Here is a 15348-nt window from a genome sequence, read left to right as displayed (position 1 = left end):
GGTTCTTCCAGTCGCTGGTCTATGGGGTGTGCTCATCGCGGGCGGCGAGGTTGCTGTCGCGGATGCTGGCGATCGCGTCGGACAGCTGCGGGTCCTCCCCGCGCGCGAGGCCCGCGTACTCCAGACGCAGGATGGGCGTCTTCGGGCTGCCCGTGAGGGATGCTTTGACGAACACGCGGCGTCGCGGAATGAGAAGCCCGGCGATCAGGCCCACGGTCGCCAGGGTGGCGAAGACGAGCACCCAGGTCGCACCGGTGTCGCGTTTGATGTCCAGCGATGCGAACCGCTTCACCGCCGCCAAGGGGTTCGTGCCGCCGGATGCGTCCTCGAAGGTGACAGTCCCCCATCCGTTGGGGAGCTCGGCGGTCTGCCCAGGAGTGAGCTCGATCGAGTCGGCACCACTGGTCCCGCCGGTGAGCTGGGTCATCCCGCTGGTGTCGAGGGTGTACACCGACCGGGGCACCCCGTCATCGATGCCGAGGCTGCCGGAAAACACGTTGAACGTAACGACCGGGTTCACCAGGTCGGGATACACGGACGTGAACGCCCCCGTAGCAAGAGCACCCTGGGTGGGGTAGAAGAATCCGACGAGCCCAACCTGTTCGGGGAGCCCGTCCGCGACCTTGATGATCCCGAGGGAGGTCATCATGCTGTCTTGCGGGAGGAACGGCTGCGATTCGCTGTACACGACCGTGCCTTCGGCATTGCGGACGGTGATGGTGGGTGCGTAGCCGTTGCCGAGCAGGTAAACCCGGTCGCTGCCGACGGTGATGGGGTAGTTCACGCGGACGCTCTCGGTGTCCTCTCCCCCGGTGCGGGCGTCGCGGATGGTGAGGTTCGCACCGAAGTCGCCCGCTTGACCCGCGCCGGGAACTCCCGGTGGCACGTAGCTGACGTCGAAGCTGTCGAGGGTCAGCGAGTACGGGTCCAGCTGGGTGCCGTCCACGAACCTGCCCGGGGTGAACGAGGAGTAGTCGTTGAGGGTGTTGACGAACGTGGTCCCCTCGACGATGACCCGCTGCCCGGTGTAGGAGAAGCCGCTGGCGGCGAGCACGGCGACCAGCACCCCGACGAGGGAGGCGTGGAAGATCAGGTTGCCGGTCTCACGGAGATACCCACGCTCGGCCGACACCGACCAGGACCGCGCGGTGTCATACCGCTCGACGCGGTATCCGCGGCGGCGCAGGTCTGCGGCAGCAGCGGTGATCGTGTCCGCTGCGTCGGCGTCGGGGTTCTCGGCCGAGGCGGGGACGTCTTCGAGAAGGTGGGCGCTCAACCGACTGAGCCGTGCCGGGGTGCGTGGTGGCCGGGTGCGGAGCGCTTTCCAGTGATGCCGGGTGCGAGGAATGATGCAGCCGATCAGCGAGATGAACAGCAGCAGGTAGATCCCGGAGAACCAGGCGGAGTTGTACAGGTCGAACACCTGGAGCCCGTCGAGGATGGGGGCCAGGTCGGGGTTGTCCCGGAAGTATTGGAGGACACCGTTGGGGTCCGCGGTGCGCTGGGGGAAGATCGACCCGGGAACCGAGGCGATGGCCAGCAGGAGCAGCAGCAGGATCGCGGTGCGCATGCTGGTCAGTTGCCGCCACCCCCACCGCAGCCACTCGAGGGGTCCCAGCGTCGGGGAGGTGACGGTCTCCGGCTCGTCCTGATCGATATGATCCGCGGGCCGGAAGGGGGCGGTGGGTGCCTGGTCAGAGAGGGAGCGTGACATTGAGCATCACCCCCTGCAGAACGGACATCAACGCACCCCAGATGCCGGTGACCATCAGCACGCCCAGGGCGATCAGCAGGCTGCCGCCGATGATGTTGACCACCCGGATGTGACGTCGGAGGAAGGTGACCGAGCGGGTGGCCCAGCCCAGTCCGAGCGCGAGCAGGAAAAACGGGATGCCGAGGCCGAGGGAGTACGCCAGGCCCAGCAGCGCGGCACGGCCGGGGTCGCCGAGATTCCAGGACACCGACATGATCGCCGCCAGCGTCGGTCCGATGCAGGGGGTCCAACCGATCCCGAGCGCGATTCCCAGCAACGGTGCGCTGAGCAGGCCCAGGTTGCCGCGGAGACGGGGTCGGAGGGTGCGTTGCGCGCGGGGGAACGCGCCGATGAACACCAGTCCCAGAACGATGACGACTACCCCGAGGACCCGAGTGAGGATGTTCGCGTATTCGAGGAAGAACAGTCCCGCCACCCCGCCGAGCACCGTGACGGTCATGAACACGAGAGTGAACCCGGCGACGAACAACGCCACCCCGCCGAGCAGCCGTCCACGGCCGGCGGCGGGAGTTGGTGTCGGGGAGGTGGAGAGGGAGGACCCGAGGTAGCCGAAGTATCCGGGGACGAGCGGGAGGACGCACGGGGAGACGAAAGAGATTAGGCCCGCGAGCATGGCGATGAGCACGGCCACCCAGAGCGCGCCGTCGAAGATGAGCCCTTCGGCGCTCATTCGCTCTCCGCCAATGCGTCCGCGACCAGGGTGGATAGGATCGACGCGGCCGGGAGTTGCCCGATGATCCGCGCGGCAACCCTGCCCTGACGGTCCATCACCAGGGTCGTCGGGGTCGCCTGGATGGGGGTGACCGCGGCGAACGCGAGCTTGGTCTTCCCGTCGACGATGTCAATCACGCTCGGGTAGGTGATCCCGTAGTCCTCCGCGAACGACAGCGCGGTAGCAGGCTGGTCGTAGATGTTTACCCCGATGAATCCCACCCCTTCGGGCTGGTAGGTCTGCCACACCTCTTCCAGTAGGGGTGCCTCGACCCGGCACGGGCCACACGCGGCGTACCAGAAGTTCACGACGTACACCTCACCGGCGAAGTCGTCGCTGCCGACGGGGTTGCCGCGCTCATCGACGCCGGCGAACACCACTGACTCGCCGCGGTCCGCCTCAGAGATCTCGACGATGCGCTTATCAACGCTGGTGGAACCGGTGCCGCTGTTCACCGTGGCGGCAAGCTCATCCTGGGATGTGCACCCCGCGACCGCGAGCACAGCGGTCGCGGCGAGCATCGCGGCCGCCGCACGGAAGGTGCGCCAGGACCTTCGATGGGCAAGCGGGGGGATGGCGCGGGTGACGGAAGTCACCCAGAACGGGTTTGCCACGACGTACTCCTACCAGGACTCAACAAGCGTGCGGTCTGGCAGTGCAGACACCGCACGCTTTCACGGGTGCGAGGGGGTTGAGTCGTGGATCAGGTTCGGGAAACGCCCAGCTGCGTAAGAGTGAGCACCGGCATCCGGGACGGCGGGACCGCGATCAGCCCACGCACCATTCCCGCGACACGCTCGACGCTGCACGAGCGGGACCGTGCACGCCAGGCCAGAACGACGAGCGCCAACGCGCACGCCACTCCCAGCAGGCACAGGGCACCGAGATATCCGGCCTCACCGGCGTCCCCACCCGTTGTCACCGCCGCGACGGGTACCGGCTCGTTGGTGACGATCAGCTCCGCCACCGGCGCCACCGCGAGGTCTTCGGTCTCCGAGTGTGTCGCAGCCCAGCACCCCATCAACAGCACCACGACGAGTCCCAGGCCCACGAGCAGCCGGGCCACTGCCCAGTCCGCGCGCGCAGCGATAGCGCGTTCGGCGGTGGCGGAGCGGATCATTGGGGATGGTCCTACGTTCTTGGGTGGTCAGGAAACGGAAATCACATTAGACACTATCAGGTGTATATTCAGCACCTGCTGACCATTTGCGTCTCGCGTTAATGTGATGAACCGGCCGGGAGTTCAAAACGTGGGTGTGGTCCTTCGCGGTGAGGGAGCCCCGTCCGAAGCTGTAGCCGTCAGCCTCGGCTTGTGCGGCGGAACCGATGCGTGAGCACGCCGGCGGCGATCGCAAATGCCGTGGCGGCGAGGCCGGCCGGCACCAGCAGGTACGGCACGACGACGAGCATGGAACGGCCCAGGAAGCTCTCAACGTGAATGAGGCTGGCCAGGGTGCAGGCGAAACTCACGAGGGCCAAGACGGTCCATTGGCGGCCGCTGTAGCGCAGCACGCGGACGCCGGCACCGTCGTGCCAGCACAGCCGTAGAGGCTCGGGGATCTTCACGGCGTTCTCCTGTCGGTCGGTGGCTCCATTGTCGCGCACAGCGACACCCCCCGCCGGGAGAGAGTGCGGCCGGGGGCGTGCTGAGTATGTGGGGTTAGTCGTTGCGCGAGGGCGGGACGTTGGCTGCCTCGATCAGATGCGGGAGGAGGCGCTGCAAGACCAGTCGAGAGTGATACAGCTCCCCCAGGGTGTAGTCCGCGAGGGTGACGTGATCGTGCTCGTCCAGGTGCGATACCGGGTCAGCGATGAACAGCAGCGACCCCCGCACCGCCTCGACGCGCTCGGAGACGGTGAGGAGGTCCCAGTCTTCGCGCATGGCGTGTAGGTGCCAGTTCACGGGCTGAGTGGGCGGCTCGGGGCCGCGCAGCAGCCGGTCGCCTTTCCGGGCGACCGATAACGGCCCGTGGCTGGCATACGTCAGTGCGTCGTCCTCGTTCACAGTTCGTCGAACCACCGCACCACACCGTTTGCGGAGTGGGCGGCCCGGAGCGCTTCGGCGGCGGCGGACAGCGCGGCCGCGGCCCGTTCGAGTTCGGCGGCGGCGGTGACGGTTCCTGTCGCTCCGTCCCCTCGGCTGTCCTCCCCCGCATAGTGTGTGCCGTCGACGACCCGTGAATGCCACCCTCCGAGCTGTCGACAGACCTGTTCGAGGTCGTCGACCGTGGCGACGAGCTCTCCGAGAAGCGTGTACGAGTCGAAAGGCGCGGGCACGTCTCGGGTCGAGTGTGCAAGGGTCCTGGCTTGAGCTGAGAGGTCGCGGGCGACCTCGACCTGGCGGTGTTGTTCGTTCTCGGCCATGTCTTACCTTCTCTGGGATCACCGACACGGCCGGGGCGGCTCTGACAGCCCCGGCCGTGTCGCGGGTTGGTTACTGCTGGTCGTCGCGGGCGTTGCGGCTGATGGTGACCGTCGCTCGAGCGAGGTCCGCGCCGATGCTGTCGGCGTCGATGACTCGGCCGTACTGCCTGTTGGCGTCGTCTCCCCAGCTCGACGTGTGCTCGCGTCCGGTGACGATCACGGCGTCTCCCTTGTGCAGGGACGCGGCCGCATTCTCGCCCAGCTCGAACCGGGCTTCGATGAAGTGGGTGGTCGGGGTGTCGTGGGCCTGCCACTTGCCCTGTCGGTACTCCCCCGTGTTCTCGATGACGCGCAGCTTGGTGATCTGGATGCTGCCGGCCGGCACGACCTCGGGGTCGGCGGCCAGGTTTCCGGTGATGGTGCGTGTGGACATGGTGTCTCTCCTATCGATTACTTGCGATGCGGTCGATGTGGTCGGGGCGGAAGCCGCTCCAGTGGTCCTCGTCGGTGATGACGACGACGGGTGCTTCGGTGTATCCCAGGTCCTCGACGACGTAGGCACGCGCCGCCTCGTTCTCTCGGATGTTGACCTCTGCGAACTCGATGCCCTTGGTCGTCAGCACTTTCTTGGTGAGTGTGCAGCGGGCGCATGACGGGCCGGTGGTGTACACCGTGATCGGCTCAGCCATTGCTCTTGCCCTTCTCTCTACCAACCGTTCTTCTTTGCCTTCCGGCAATCAAGAGATTTACGGCGAGCGGTGCGGGAGGGAGCAACGGACGTGGAATACCGGACTGAGCGCAGCGAGGGAGGATATGCCGCGAAAGCCGATGGCCCGACGCGAAGCCGGCGTATTCTCCGAAGCCGGAAAGGTCAAAGAATGAGTGAGAGTCACAGTGCCGCGCAGCGGCTCCCATAGCGAGCCGGCCTCCGTGCCGGTGCGCCTGGCGGGTGGTCGTCGCTGTCGTTGTCATGCCGGTTCGGCCGTGCTAGAGGTGGACCAGAGGCCTGCCCCGGCGGCCGGTGCGGCGCTCTCAGGCTCGCGTGAGCCTGGTGGTCGGTGCACGGGCGTCGTAGGTGCACTCGAGCTCGGCGCCGGCCGCCAGGGCTGTTAGGGCGGCGCGCTGGCCGTCGATGAGCGTGTGGCGTAGTGGCGGCCGTGGCGGTCGACGTTGGCTTGTACGGGATTTCCGACGAGCTAGACGGTCTTGCCGTACAGCAGCAAGTCGAGGAAGTCACGAGCTTCCTCCGCGTGGCAATCCCCCGGCTGGGCCATCGCCCCTCGTCTCAGGAGTGTCGATGCCGCTGAGGCGGTCGCGTGCGCTGCCGCCGGCGGTTGCCACCTCGATTGTGTCGCCGTCGATCACCGTTGTCACTTCGGCGCGCTCTGTCGCCGGCACAACTGCAGGAGGGGGTGCACAGCCCGCGAGCATGGGGACGATCCCTACGAACGCGGTAGGTACGGCTGTCCGCACCGGGTCGGCGCGTCGCATCGCCGTCACTCCCTACTAACTCTGTAACTTACAGAGTTACGGAGTTACAGAGTGTCGAATTTCTTCTTCGGTGGCACCGGCGAGCCGATCGCTGCGCTCGAGGAGGAGGTCGATCGCGACGCGGATGAGGGTGTTCTCCGTGATGCGCTCTCCCCCGGTTTCCTTGGCCCTGTTCAGCCGTCGCGATTCCTCGGTGAGCCGTGCGTACTGGTCCGGGCGCAGCCGGGCCTCCTTCCGCTCGTACGAGCGGTAGCCGCCCGCACTGGGCATGGGCGCGGGGTCGCGCCGCGGTGCGGACGGGCGGCTCGCGCGCTTGGCTGGCTGCGCGGCGGGCATGGCTGCGTCTTTTGTCGCGGCGGTAGGCGCGGCCGCGGGAGGCTCGTCGAGCTTCCCCAGCATCGCGGTCAGATCGGTGCGTGCCATTAGATCGCGGCCTCCGTCTTAGCGGGCTCGTTCGCCCAGATCGAGATGAGTTCCATCGCGATGTGCGTGTAGTCGAAGATCGCGTTGGAGTTCTGGCGGGTGTCGGGGTACTGGGTGACGACGCGGCCGCTCAGGGGCGCGTCGGCGTGGGCTGCGTAGAGGCGGATGTACTGCCGGAACCTCGGGAGCTTGAGCCCGTCGTCGACGAGTTGCTCCCAGTCCTCGAGCTGACCCGCCCGGCGGCGGTCGATCTTGCTCAGGAGAACGCGGTACGGGATGCTGCGCGGTTCGATGTGCTGTCGGATGGTGCGGATCATCGCGGGGGTGTTGAGCGGCTCGGGATTGAGGGGCAGGACGACGAAGTCGGCCACGTCAAGAACGGCGGACAGGACACGGGTGTCCTCCAGACTGCCGGGGGTGTCCACGAAGATCGTGTCGTAGTCAAGCTCCCGGAGTCGGACGAGGTTGTTCGGGTCGACGTCGGCGGCGAAGTCGAACGGCAGGAACTCCCCTGCGTTCGTCGCCCACCACGTCGTCGACTGTTGTGGGTCGACGTCCACGACGAGCACGCGCGAGTGCTTGGACATGACGGCGGCGAGGTTCATAGTGGTGGTCGTCTTGCCGACGCCACCTTTCTGACCAACGAGAGCGACGATGCGCATGGCTTATCCAATCGGCTGACCGCCTAACGACGGCGGGTGCATGAGTCCGAAACTCTGGAAGTCCGGTACTTACAAACATCGTAACTGGCGGAGTTCGCGAGTTCCAGAGTTTGTCACTACGGGTGCCTGTAGGTTCGTTAGTTCGAAAGTACCAGAGTCTGTAAGTACCAAAGTACGTGGGTCCCAGAGTCTGTTTGTCACAGAGTCCGTGAGTAACAGACTCTCTAAGTACGCGGGGATCTTCCCTCGCCTGGCCGATCGAAAGAAATTCGTGCCCGAAAACACGGGGAGTGAGGCGTCCGCATACGACTGGCGGGTGGACGCGATGGGGTTCAGCAGTGGTAAATACTGGAGCAGCCCCGATAGAGCGAATGTGGTCGCCTCATCCTCGGAGACGGAACCACCAACAGCGCCGGTCAAGAGGCTCTGCCCGAGGTCGCCGAGAGCATAGTCCCAGGCCAACACCTGCCCGAAGGACGCGGCATCGGTGGCGGCAGAGTAGCGCGAGGTCTCCTCGCTCGTCACGCCCTCGACCGCTCCGAGGACGACCGACAGTGCCACGTGCTGGGACTGCCCAGAGGTCTGCTGACCATACACACGAGGCGTTCGCAACGCCCGAAGCCGAGAGCGGAAGTGACGCAATGATAGGTCGCACCGCCGGACTGAGCGCGGCGTCGGAGCCGATGCCGCTCTAGCCCGAAGCGCAGGCACGCCAGAAAACTAGGATCCGATCCCGGCAGAACAGGCAACCGAAATACATAGACGCAGACGCCACGAACGTTCTGCTTAGCTCGCAGAGGTCGCCGTCGACGCCCAGTAGCGCGCGCGCGATTCGTCGCTCGGAATCGAACAAGAACATCCGGTGACAGTCTCGGTCGCGATGAAGGCTCCGCCGAGCAACGTTCCTTTAGCGTTGCCCATAACGCCTCCACACCGCCCGAGGGGTGACCGAGGGAACCCGACGCGACGGAGCGCGCGTAGGTGTCTCGCTAGGCTGCCAATGCCAACCCTTGACTGAGGTAACCAGCCCTGACGAGCTCGAGAGCCTTCATGTGGTCGCCACGGCCATTGGGACCTCGCGGATACGCGACGAACTCGGCGCGATCTGTTAGCGCCGCCCAAGGGGTGGGCTTCTTTCCACGCCGGCGCTTCCCCGTCGTCTTCATCCATGTTTCTTCCGCCAGCCACCAAGCCCATCGGATTCGTTCGTGTTCGTATCTTTGCCGCCGGTCGTTGAGGTAGCCATCGACGCACAGGCCCCGGGCCGCGAAGTCTCGGGCAGCCGGGGAGTGGCGTCGCCATCCAGCTGGGCCTCGAGATGCCAGACCCGTTTCGACAAGTCGATGTAGCCTCTTGCGGACCTGTTCTGGGTCTACTCCTGCCCTCATCGCGAGGAAGCCCGTACTTTGGCCCCCCTCGGGTGGAAGCAGTTTGTAGACCAAGCCAGCGGTGCGACCCAAGCTCTGTGGCGCAGCGAAGATATCGTGCGCGAGAAGTTCGAGCCGTTCCGAGATTTCGCGGATGAGCTGGTGACACGACGCGAGGGGCTGGGGTTCGGCGCGCATACGCGCTTGTGTCCGGTTCGTTGTCTCTTCGCCTGTGGATAGCCCGTTCCGAAGTCGGTATTTCTGCCCGTGGACTCCTTCCGCAACGCCGACTCGCTCGATCCAGGCGGGACCTGTCCCTTCGGAGCAGAGGGCTCGGAGAGCGTTGCTGACTGTGGTCCTCCCGTACCCGGTGTCTGCGGATAGCCGCCGGACGTCTGCCTCGACAACGTGCTGGGCACTCTGGAGCATGTAGAGGCAGAGCGCGTCGAGAACCGCTCGTTGGCTGTGCGTCCCGCCGACGCGGTTGTTGTGGGTGGCCCACAAGCCAGGGCGTGCGTCTGCGCGTTCGAGAGCGAAGCTGACAGCGTTGGTGACGGTAGTCATTCTGTTGCGGAAGTCGGAGTCGTCGCCGGTGTCGAGCAGGGGGTTCATGGCGACGAAGTTGACGGCGTACCGCCAGAGGTTGGAAAGCACCTTCTCGGTCTGCGCGGCGGTGCGGGAGATACGCCCGGTGCCGCGGCGTTTGCTGCGCGCGTGTTCGAAGCTGTCGGTGCTTTCGACGTGCGCGTAGATGTCGTCGTAGGACCACCGCACGTTGGCACACGCGATCAGGAGGCGCGCGAGCGTGTAGGACGGGTCATTGCCCGCGGGGCCGAAGAGAACGTCCTCCATTCGCTGGCTAAGACGACGCTTCGGGCCTCGCATGCGGGGGTGCCCGTTCGAGTCCTCGACAACATTGTGGGGAAGCGCCGTCTTCGGCAACACGAGCTCGGCCCCGGCTTCGACGAAAAGCTCGGTGAGTTGGCTCACCGCTTCGGGGCCTGCTGCGTGCTCGGTGAGGAAACGAAGATCCCCCTGCGGGTCGGAATAGCCGCCTGCGCGGTGAGGGGCGTAGGGCGGTCGGACACAGCCGGCGGCCGCGTTCGTCAGCGGCTGGATGTCGAGCGAGGGCAAAAGCTGCTTCGCCATCTTCGCCAGGAGTAGGACCCGGTCAGCCTCGGCAGGTTCTTCGAGGTGCACCCACACGTGACGGCCGCCCCCTGGGCCGGAGATGCAGAGGAGGTGGGGGATGTTCAGCTGCTCAAGCCAGTACACCAAACGAGCGGAGTCATGGAGGACGTTGCCGCTGGTGGTGTCGAAGTCGAAGCAGAGGTAGGTAAAGCGGTGGTCCTCGTCAGCGAGGAGCATCGCCCAGGTCGTCGACGGGGGCTCCTCATTGAGCGGCCACAGCCGGTCGTACTCGTTGAGGATCTCCCCGGAGGCGTCACGGGCAGCGACGCGGACTTGCGGCCTGGGGGAGAGGCGACGTGTGAGCGCCCAAACCTCGTCGAGTGAGTAGGGCGACACGCCGGTGGCGGTTTCAAGCGTCAATGCTCGAGCACGCGCGCTGTTGCGCGTTATCATCGGATCGTCCTCCTCTCGGGATACAACAAACGCCCCTTACCAAGGGGAGTTAGAACTGAATCGCCTGACCTGACCTCGGTCGCCAAACTTCTGGTCAGATTGGGCACTTAGCTTTCGCAGACTTCGAACTCGCCAAAGTTCTTGGTCTAGCTCCGGCCCCGCACTCGCCAAAGTGCCGGGGCCGTATTGCTTTACTCGGGCGGCATGTCGAGCTCTCCGTCCCTAAGTTCTGGTTCCGGCCACCAGGTTGGTAGGCCGCGGGTTGTGAGGTTCTCGCCGAGGTGGTCGATGACACGCTCCAGGAAAACGGCGGCTGAGACGCCGGCGCGATCGGCAAGTTTCTCCAGCTGTTCCTTGCTGCGCTCTTCGATGAGCCAGCTGACCCGGACCGGTCGCTGACGCGTACCGCGGGGGAGTCGTTTCGCTGCCATGGCCCTCACGCTAACGGTGCATGTTTCGCTAGTCGCCCAAAGGCGCGCTGAGGTTAGCGATACATGTGTCGCTATAGCGCAGCGGTGGGCCACGTGAAGGGCCCCGTCAATCTCCGACACGCGGGCACGCAACAGGAAAGGAGCCCGCTTTCGCGGGGTTTCGGGTAGCATCAAAGCACCTCCTGACAGGCGATGTTGGTGGGTAATCCGGACCGAGGTTTGGTCGCTAAGGTCCGGCGATATTCGGTTGAGGCCCCGTTCGAGAGGACGGGGCCTCTTTCGTTAGCTGGCTATCCGCGTCTGCAGCTCCTGGTGTTTCATCGTCGTGATGGATGCGACGGAACCCGACGCCGGGGCGGTGGGCGAGTCCTCGACCGAGAGGCTCTCCAAGGTGTCGAGCGTTCGCACTGGCTGCGGAGCATGATCGTGCATCCCCAGCTGGGTAGCGGCCAGGTTGACGATGTAGTCGCCGAAGCTCATCCCGAGCAGCTGAGCATTACGGCGAATCACCTCGGCGAGTTCACGGTCGGGCTTCGCGGTGATTGACACGCGGTCGCCCTTATACGGTCGTCCCATGTGCACAAGCATGGGGGTGAAACGTAAGTGAGTACGTTAAGCGCACGGCGTGTCTGAACGTAATCGCTTAGGAAATTCCGTCCACCATGCATCGATAGGCGACGACACGAGGCGCTCTAGTTCTCGGCGGCCTCATCGACGTCCAGCTCGTGCACCCGAGCCGTGCAGTCAGGGACGCGCTGTGGCGAATATCGCAGGGGCATGGGTGACCGCGCGCGGCAGGTGGGCTACTCCGTGTCTGTTGCGGCGGCCTGGTTGCTTGCTCGGGTGAGGCGGTCTCGTACCTGCCACTTGTGCACGACCCAGCGGCCGCCGACGAAGGCGCCTGGGATGACCCCGCGCTCAAGGTAGGTGTAAACGGTCTGCTTGGACTTGCGGAGTAGCTGAGCGAGATCGTGGTGACTGAGCTCGTCGGGATAGGTGGCGAGGAGGTCGACCGGACGACTTGGCGGCTGCGGCTGGTTGCTCGCGGAGGCGAGCCAGGCGCGGATCTCCGGCTTGAACATGATCCAGGAGCCCCCCAGGTGGTAGCCGGGGATGGTGCCGGCATGTAGGCGCGCGCGGACGGCCCCGACACCGGTCCTGATGATCTTGGCCACGTCGGCCGTCAGGAGGGTGTCGGGGAATTCTGCCCAGTAGTCCTCTTCACTCACCGGGTGTGGGCTTTCATGTGGGTTCCGATCGGGCTCGGAGGGAACTGCGAGTAACAGGCGGGGGTGCTGTGGCCCCGATCTGTTGTCAGAAGTATCCCAGTGACGATTGCCGGTCATCACAGGTTTACCTCACGGTTACCTTCTTGGATAGCAACCGTGGCTCGAACTTCGCCGAGCTCGGCGACGTCGCCGTTGTGCAGTTGGAAGGGCTGCCAGGGGACGAGATCGCGCGGTTCGTCGTGCGCCCGCTCGACGCGTGTGCCATTGGAGGAGGCGCGGTCGGTTGCCCACAGGCCGTTGTCGTGCCACTCGACCCGGAGGTGTGTGCGGGAGACGCTCTTGGGCCCGTCGTCGACGGCAACGGTGAGTTCCACGTCCTCGCCCGGATCAGCGGTCGGCCTGCGGCCGATGAGCGCGCCGCCGGGCGGGATCTGAGCGACGTCTCCCGTACTGAACGTGAGGGTCGCGAACGGTTCACGCGGTGGCGGGGAAGTGACGTTCCGCCGCGAGAACCGCGTCTCCTCGAGCTCGTCATCGAGCGGCTCGGGCGCGGCTGGGGAGACGTTCATGCTGACGGGTTCACGTGTGGGAAGCGCTGCGGGTGCCACGGGCGACGCGACGCGCGTGGGGACGCGGTAGGCCGGTGGCGGCGGGGCCGGAGGCGTAGCGGGCGCGAGAGGGGCAGCGGGGGAGGGTTTCGGGGTCGGGGGCACGGCGACGCTCTGCTTGCGGGCGCGGCGGGGTTTCTCCGCTGGCGCCTGGAGGTCGGTGACGGTGCCGTTGGGGTGTACGGCCACAAGCCACCGGCCCTGTGAGTCGGTGATCTGCATGCGGACGGGGCGGCGTAGCTCGCCGGCGAGTTCGGTGGCGAACGCGGTGACACCGCGGCGGGTGTACTCGGGGGAGCCGACCGGGTAGTCGTGGTGTTGGCCGGCGACGTTGAGGTGGCCGCTACCGTCAGCTGCCACGTTGATGTAGATCACCGGGTACGGGGGGACCGGGGGTGTGCTCATTGGGGCATCCGGCAGGAGTCGGGCGGGCAGATGTCCATGCCGAAAGCCTCGTAAAAGTCGATCGGGTTCACGAAGCCGTGGGCGCTGGCGGGACCGCCCTGGTCCTCGCCGGCGGGGAGGTTGGCGATCGCGCTGTCGGCGCTGCCTTCGTTGTTGATGCGGAGGTCGAGGTGGCATCCGCCGGACACGCCCTCGTTGCCGACGAGGGCGATGGGTTGGCCCGCGGTGATCGGGTCCCCGACGCCGACAGATACGTCGCTGAGAGCGACGTGGAGGTAGGAGGCGCTCCAGCCGTCAGGGGCTTTGATGGTGACTTGGATGCCGCCGACGTAGGTGACCGTTCCGTCGCTGATGGAGTAGATCTGGTCGCCGCACGGGTTGGGCCAGTGCTGGAGGTCGACCGCGGGGTGCCATGAGGATGCGCCGGGGACCGTGACCGGGCGCGGGCCGTAGCCGCTGGTCATGTTGTAGCCGGGGCTCAGGGGGTAGACGATTTCACCGGTGGCGGAGCATCCGCCGCCGGTAGTGCCGTCGCCGGCGATAGCGGTGACGACCTGGTCGGCGGCGTCGAAGAAGCGCTGGTAGTGGAACGGGTCGGCGTTGCGCTGCACCTTGTGGGCGGCGAGCGTGGGCTCGAGGCTCTGCCAGTCGGGCACCGCGGTGAGACGGGTGAAGAACTGGGTGGAGGCGTAGGTCGGGTCCATCACCTGGTCGCGGGTGCCCCAGCTGCCGAGGCACCATTGCTGCTGGAAGAGCCCGAGCGAGCACGTGGGCGTGCCGTCCGGGTTGGTAACGCCGTTGATGTCGTCGCCGTACCCGATGTTGCGGAGCGAGCTTTCACCCATGGCGGTCATGACGCCGATCACCTGGGCCTGTCGGTCGAGACGGAGCGGCACGGCGGCGTTCATGATCAGGGCCGCGTTGTTGAGTTGTTCGCCGGAGTACCCGGCGACAGGCTCTTGCGGGACCTTCTCGGGGCCAACGCTGCCAGCGCCGCCGATACAAGCGGCCGCGGATCCGGGGCCGGTCATGAACAGGAGCACGAGGGCGAAGATGCTGGCCACGACGACCAGGGGAACGGCGACGAGGATGGGTCCGGTCTTGGAGCTGCCTTCGGCCATGCTCTATCCCTCCGCGGGACGAATCCGATCGGCCAGCCAGGGCGCGTCCGTGCTCGGGCGGCTCAGGCTGACGTTGTACAGCCCGGCGTCGGTAGGAACCTGCACGATGAGAGCCACCTCGGTCGACGCCGGCAGGATCGTCCCGGCACCGGTAACTTGCCGCACGGGGACGTTCGCGGGGTCGGTGTCCTCGTACGCCGCGGCACCGGTCTGCGTGAGGTACGGGTAGAGCCCCGCGATCCACTCGTCATAGCCGAGATCCGGCCGGGCGAACGCGGTCACGGCGCGTTCCGCCGCGGTGATCGCCGCGCTCTGGCTGTCCTCGGCCGCCTCGGGCACCGGCGCCACGGTCTCGTCATCGAAGGGCGGCGAGGGATTGACGGGATTGGTCGGCGTCGGCGAGGCCGGCGACAGGCCTGTCAGGGACACCGCGGGCGCGGGCCCGTCCCCGCTGCCGACGCAGCCGGCGAGGGTGAGAGCGAGCATGAGCGGGACGATCGCCGCGGTGCGGCGGTTCACAGCTGGGCGGTTGAACTCGATCGCCGTGGCCGCCACGGTGGCGGTGATCTCCTGCTTCACGGCGTTCTCGTCGGCGCCGGGGACGACGGTGATCGCGCCGTCGATCGACAGGGTGCCCGACGTTGGAGTAGCCAAGACGGCTTCGATGTGGGGGAAGTTCGCGATGCTCCCACTCATAGTTCGCCTCTCTGATGGGTGGAGCTCACGGCGGGGTCGTTGTGGTTGGCGATGAGATATCCGCGCAGCTGGTCGCGATCTACGCGCCAGCTCGTACCGAGCTTCACGCCTGGCATGCGTACATTCCGATCGGGGGTCGTGAGAAGTCGACGGACGTTGGACTCTTCGATATTGAGAGCGAGCGCGACGTCGCGGACGCTCATCATCTGCCCGTAGCTCAGAAAGGACTCGGGCCACTCCGTTGTCGGTGAGGTCACGTGCACAACGGCAGGTTACCTCGATAACGGGGTGATTTGAATAAGAATCGTTCGATTTAGAGCGTTCTGGGTATGATTACGTCATGGCCCCGACCTCGTTCGCGGGGTTGGCGATCGAAGATTGACGGAGGCCGACCGGAGTATGGGTGCATTCCCTTGCAGAGCGGAGCGAGCTTGACGAACGCAAATCCGTGGCTCACCGGCCCCGAAAACGCGCCGGAGCC

18 protein-coding genes are annotated in these 15348 nt (G+C 66.1%); all 18 read right to left on the bottom strand.

From position 1 onward, the window contains the following. Nucleotides 1-19: 19 nt before the first annotated feature. Complete coding sequence (resB, locus tag ABTU82_RS15355) at nt 20-1714, bottom strand: cytochrome c biogenesis protein ResB (RefSeq protein ID WP_407174068.1); 1695 nt, start codon at nt 1712-1714, stop codon at nt 20-22. Beyond that, nucleotides 1695-2444, bottom strand: a complete 750-nt coding sequence (locus ABTU82_RS15350) for a cytochrome c biogenesis CcdA family protein (protein WP_407174067.1) — start codon at nt 2442-2444, stop codon at nt 1695-1697. Before ABTU82_RS15350 ends, resB begins: the two co-directional genes overlap by 20 nt. Then, nucleotides 2441-3100 (bottom strand): TlpA family protein disulfide reductase, encoded by a 660-nt coding sequence (locus ABTU82_RS15345; protein WP_407174066.1) that lies wholly within the window; start codon nt 3098-3100, stop codon nt 2441-2443. Before ABTU82_RS15345 ends, ABTU82_RS15350 begins: the two co-directional genes overlap by 4 nt. Nucleotides 3101-3189: 89 nt before the next feature. Then, nucleotides 3190-3606, bottom strand: coding sequence for a hypothetical protein (locus tag ABTU82_RS15340; protein ID WP_407174065.1), 417 nt, complete (start codon nt 3604-3606; stop codon nt 3190-3192). Between the two features lie 179 nt (nt 3607-3785). After that, nucleotides 3786-4052 carry a hypothetical protein gene (locus tag ABTU82_RS15335; RefSeq protein ID WP_407174064.1) on the bottom strand — a complete coding sequence of 89 codons (267 nt, stop codon included), beginning with the start codon at nt 4050-4052 and terminating at the stop codon, nt 3786-3788. Between the two features lie 94 nt (nt 4053-4146). Beyond that, nucleotides 4147-4491, bottom strand: coding sequence for a hypothetical protein (locus tag ABTU82_RS15330; RefSeq protein WP_407174063.1), 345 nt, complete (start codon nt 4489-4491; stop codon nt 4147-4149). Continuing rightward, nucleotides 4488-4850: a hypothetical protein gene (locus ABTU82_RS15325; protein ID WP_407174062.1), complete on the bottom strand. Its 363-nt coding sequence runs from the start codon at nt 4848-4850 to the stop codon at nt 4488-4490. The genes ABTU82_RS15330 and ABTU82_RS15325 overlap by 4 nt, the downstream gene beginning before the upstream one ends. Before the next feature lie 70 nt (nt 4851-4920). Further along, nucleotides 4921-5283 (bottom strand): single-stranded DNA-binding protein, encoded by a 363-nt coding sequence (locus ABTU82_RS15320; protein WP_407174061.1) that lies wholly within the window; start codon nt 5281-5283, stop codon nt 4921-4923. A 10-nt stretch (nt 5284-5293) separates the two neighbouring features. Then, a complete protein-coding gene (locus ABTU82_RS15315) occupies nt 5294-5539 on the bottom strand; it encodes a glutaredoxin domain-containing protein (RefSeq protein ID WP_407174060.1) in 246 nt (81 codons plus the stop codon). An 838-nt stretch (nt 5540-6377) separates the two neighbouring features. Further along, a complete protein-coding gene (locus tag ABTU82_RS15310) occupies nt 6378-6764 on the bottom strand; it encodes a hypothetical protein (protein ID WP_407174059.1) in 387 nt (128 codons plus the stop codon). Then, complete coding sequence (locus ABTU82_RS15305; RefSeq protein WP_407174058.1) at nt 6764-7426, bottom strand: ParA family protein; 663 nt, start codon at nt 7424-7426, stop codon at nt 6764-6766. The genes ABTU82_RS15310 and ABTU82_RS15305 overlap by 1 nt, the downstream gene beginning before the upstream one ends. Before the next feature lie 989 nt (nt 7427-8415). Then, a complete protein-coding gene (locus ABTU82_RS15300) occupies nt 8416-10377 on the bottom strand; it encodes a TOTE conflict system archaeo-eukaryotic primase domain-containing protein (RefSeq protein WP_407174057.1) in 1962 nt (653 codons plus the stop codon). Nucleotides 10378-10568: 191 nt separating this feature from the next. Continuing rightward, nucleotides 10569-10808, bottom strand: a complete 240-nt coding sequence (locus ABTU82_RS15295; RefSeq protein WP_407174056.1) for a hypothetical protein — start codon at nt 10806-10808, stop codon at nt 10569-10571. Nucleotides 10809-11090: 282 nt separating this feature from the next. Beyond that, nucleotides 11091-11357: a hypothetical protein gene (locus ABTU82_RS15290; RefSeq protein WP_407174055.1), complete on the bottom strand. Its 267-nt coding sequence runs from the start codon at nt 11355-11357 to the stop codon at nt 11091-11093. 254 nt (nt 11358-11611) lie between these two features. Next, on the bottom strand, nt 11612-12037 hold the full coding sequence (locus tag ABTU82_RS15285; RefSeq protein ID WP_407174054.1) for a helix-turn-helix domain-containing protein: 426 nt from the start codon (nt 12035-12037) through the stop codon (nt 11612-11614). Nucleotides 12038-12153: 116 nt separating this feature from the next. Then, entirely contained in the window at nt 12154-13050 is an 897-nt protein-coding gene (locus ABTU82_RS15280) for an FHA domain-containing protein (protein WP_407174053.1), read from the bottom strand. Further along, nucleotides 13047-14171, bottom strand: a complete 1125-nt coding sequence (locus ABTU82_RS15275; RefSeq protein WP_407174052.1) for a M23 family metallopeptidase — start codon at nt 14169-14171, stop codon at nt 13047-13049. The genes ABTU82_RS15280 and ABTU82_RS15275 overlap by 4 nt, the downstream gene beginning before the upstream one ends. 3 nt (nt 14172-14174) lie before the next feature. Continuing rightward, nucleotides 14175-14867, bottom strand: coding sequence for a hypothetical protein (locus ABTU82_RS15270; protein WP_407174051.1), 693 nt, complete (start codon nt 14865-14867; stop codon nt 14175-14177). Nucleotides 14868-15348: the final 481 nt, after the last annotated feature.

The organism is Microbacterium deferens, from assembly GCF_045517775.1.
GTDB lineage: Bacteria > Actinomycetota > Actinomycetes > Actinomycetales > Microbacteriaceae > Microbacterium.
This window is presented reverse-complemented; position numbering and strand designations above follow the sequence as displayed.

Bases quoted from the DNA above. Each gene is read 5' to 3' on its own strand.
- resB (WP_407174068.1), bottom strand. From the start codon at position 1,714: ATGTCACGCTCCCTCTCTGACCAGGCACCCACCGCCCCCTTCCGGCCC.
- ABTU82_RS15350 (WP_407174067.1), bottom strand. From the start codon at position 2,444: ATGAGCGCCGAAGGGCTCATCTTCGACGGCGCGCTCTGGGTGGCCGTG.
- ABTU82_RS15340 (WP_407174065.1), bottom strand. From the start codon at position 3,606: ATGATCCGCTCCGCCACCGCCGAACGCGCTATCGCTGCGCGCGCGGAC.
- ABTU82_RS15325 (WP_407174062.1), bottom strand. From the start codon at position 4,850: ATGGCCGAGAACGAACAACACCGCCAGGTCGAGGTCGCCCGCGACCTC.
- ABTU82_RS15320 (WP_407174061.1), bottom strand. From the start codon at position 5,283: ATGTCCACACGCACCATCACCGGAAACCTGGCCGCCGACCCCGAGGTC.
- ABTU82_RS15315 (WP_407174060.1), bottom strand. From the start codon at position 5,539: ATGGCTGAGCCGATCACGGTGTACACCACCGGCCCGTCATGCGCCCGC.
- ABTU82_RS15310 (WP_407174059.1), bottom strand. From the start codon at position 6,764: ATGGCACGCACCGATCTGACCGCGATGCTGGGGAAGCTCGACGAGCCT.
- ABTU82_RS15305 (WP_407174058.1), bottom strand. From the start codon at position 7,426: ATGCGCATCGTCGCTCTCGTTGGTCAGAAAGGTGGCGTCGGCAAGACG.
- ABTU82_RS15300 (WP_407174057.1), bottom strand. From the start codon at position 10,377: ATGATAACGCGCAACAGCGCGCGTGCTCGAGCATTGACGCTTGAAACC.
- ABTU82_RS15295 (WP_407174056.1), bottom strand. From the start codon at position 10,808: ATGGCAGCGAAACGACTCCCCCGCGGTACGCGTCAGCGACCGGTCCGG.
- ABTU82_RS15280 (WP_407174053.1), bottom strand. From the start codon at position 13,050: ATGAGCACACCCCCGGTCCCCCCGTACCCGGTGATCTACATCAACGTG.
- ABTU82_RS15275 (WP_407174052.1), bottom strand. From the start codon at position 14,171: ATGGCCGAAGGCAGCTCCAAGACCGGACCCATCCTCGTCGCCGTTCCC.
- ABTU82_RS15270 (WP_407174051.1), bottom strand. From the start codon at position 14,867: ATGAGTGGGAGCATCGCGAACTTCCCCCACATCGAAGCCGTCTTGGCT.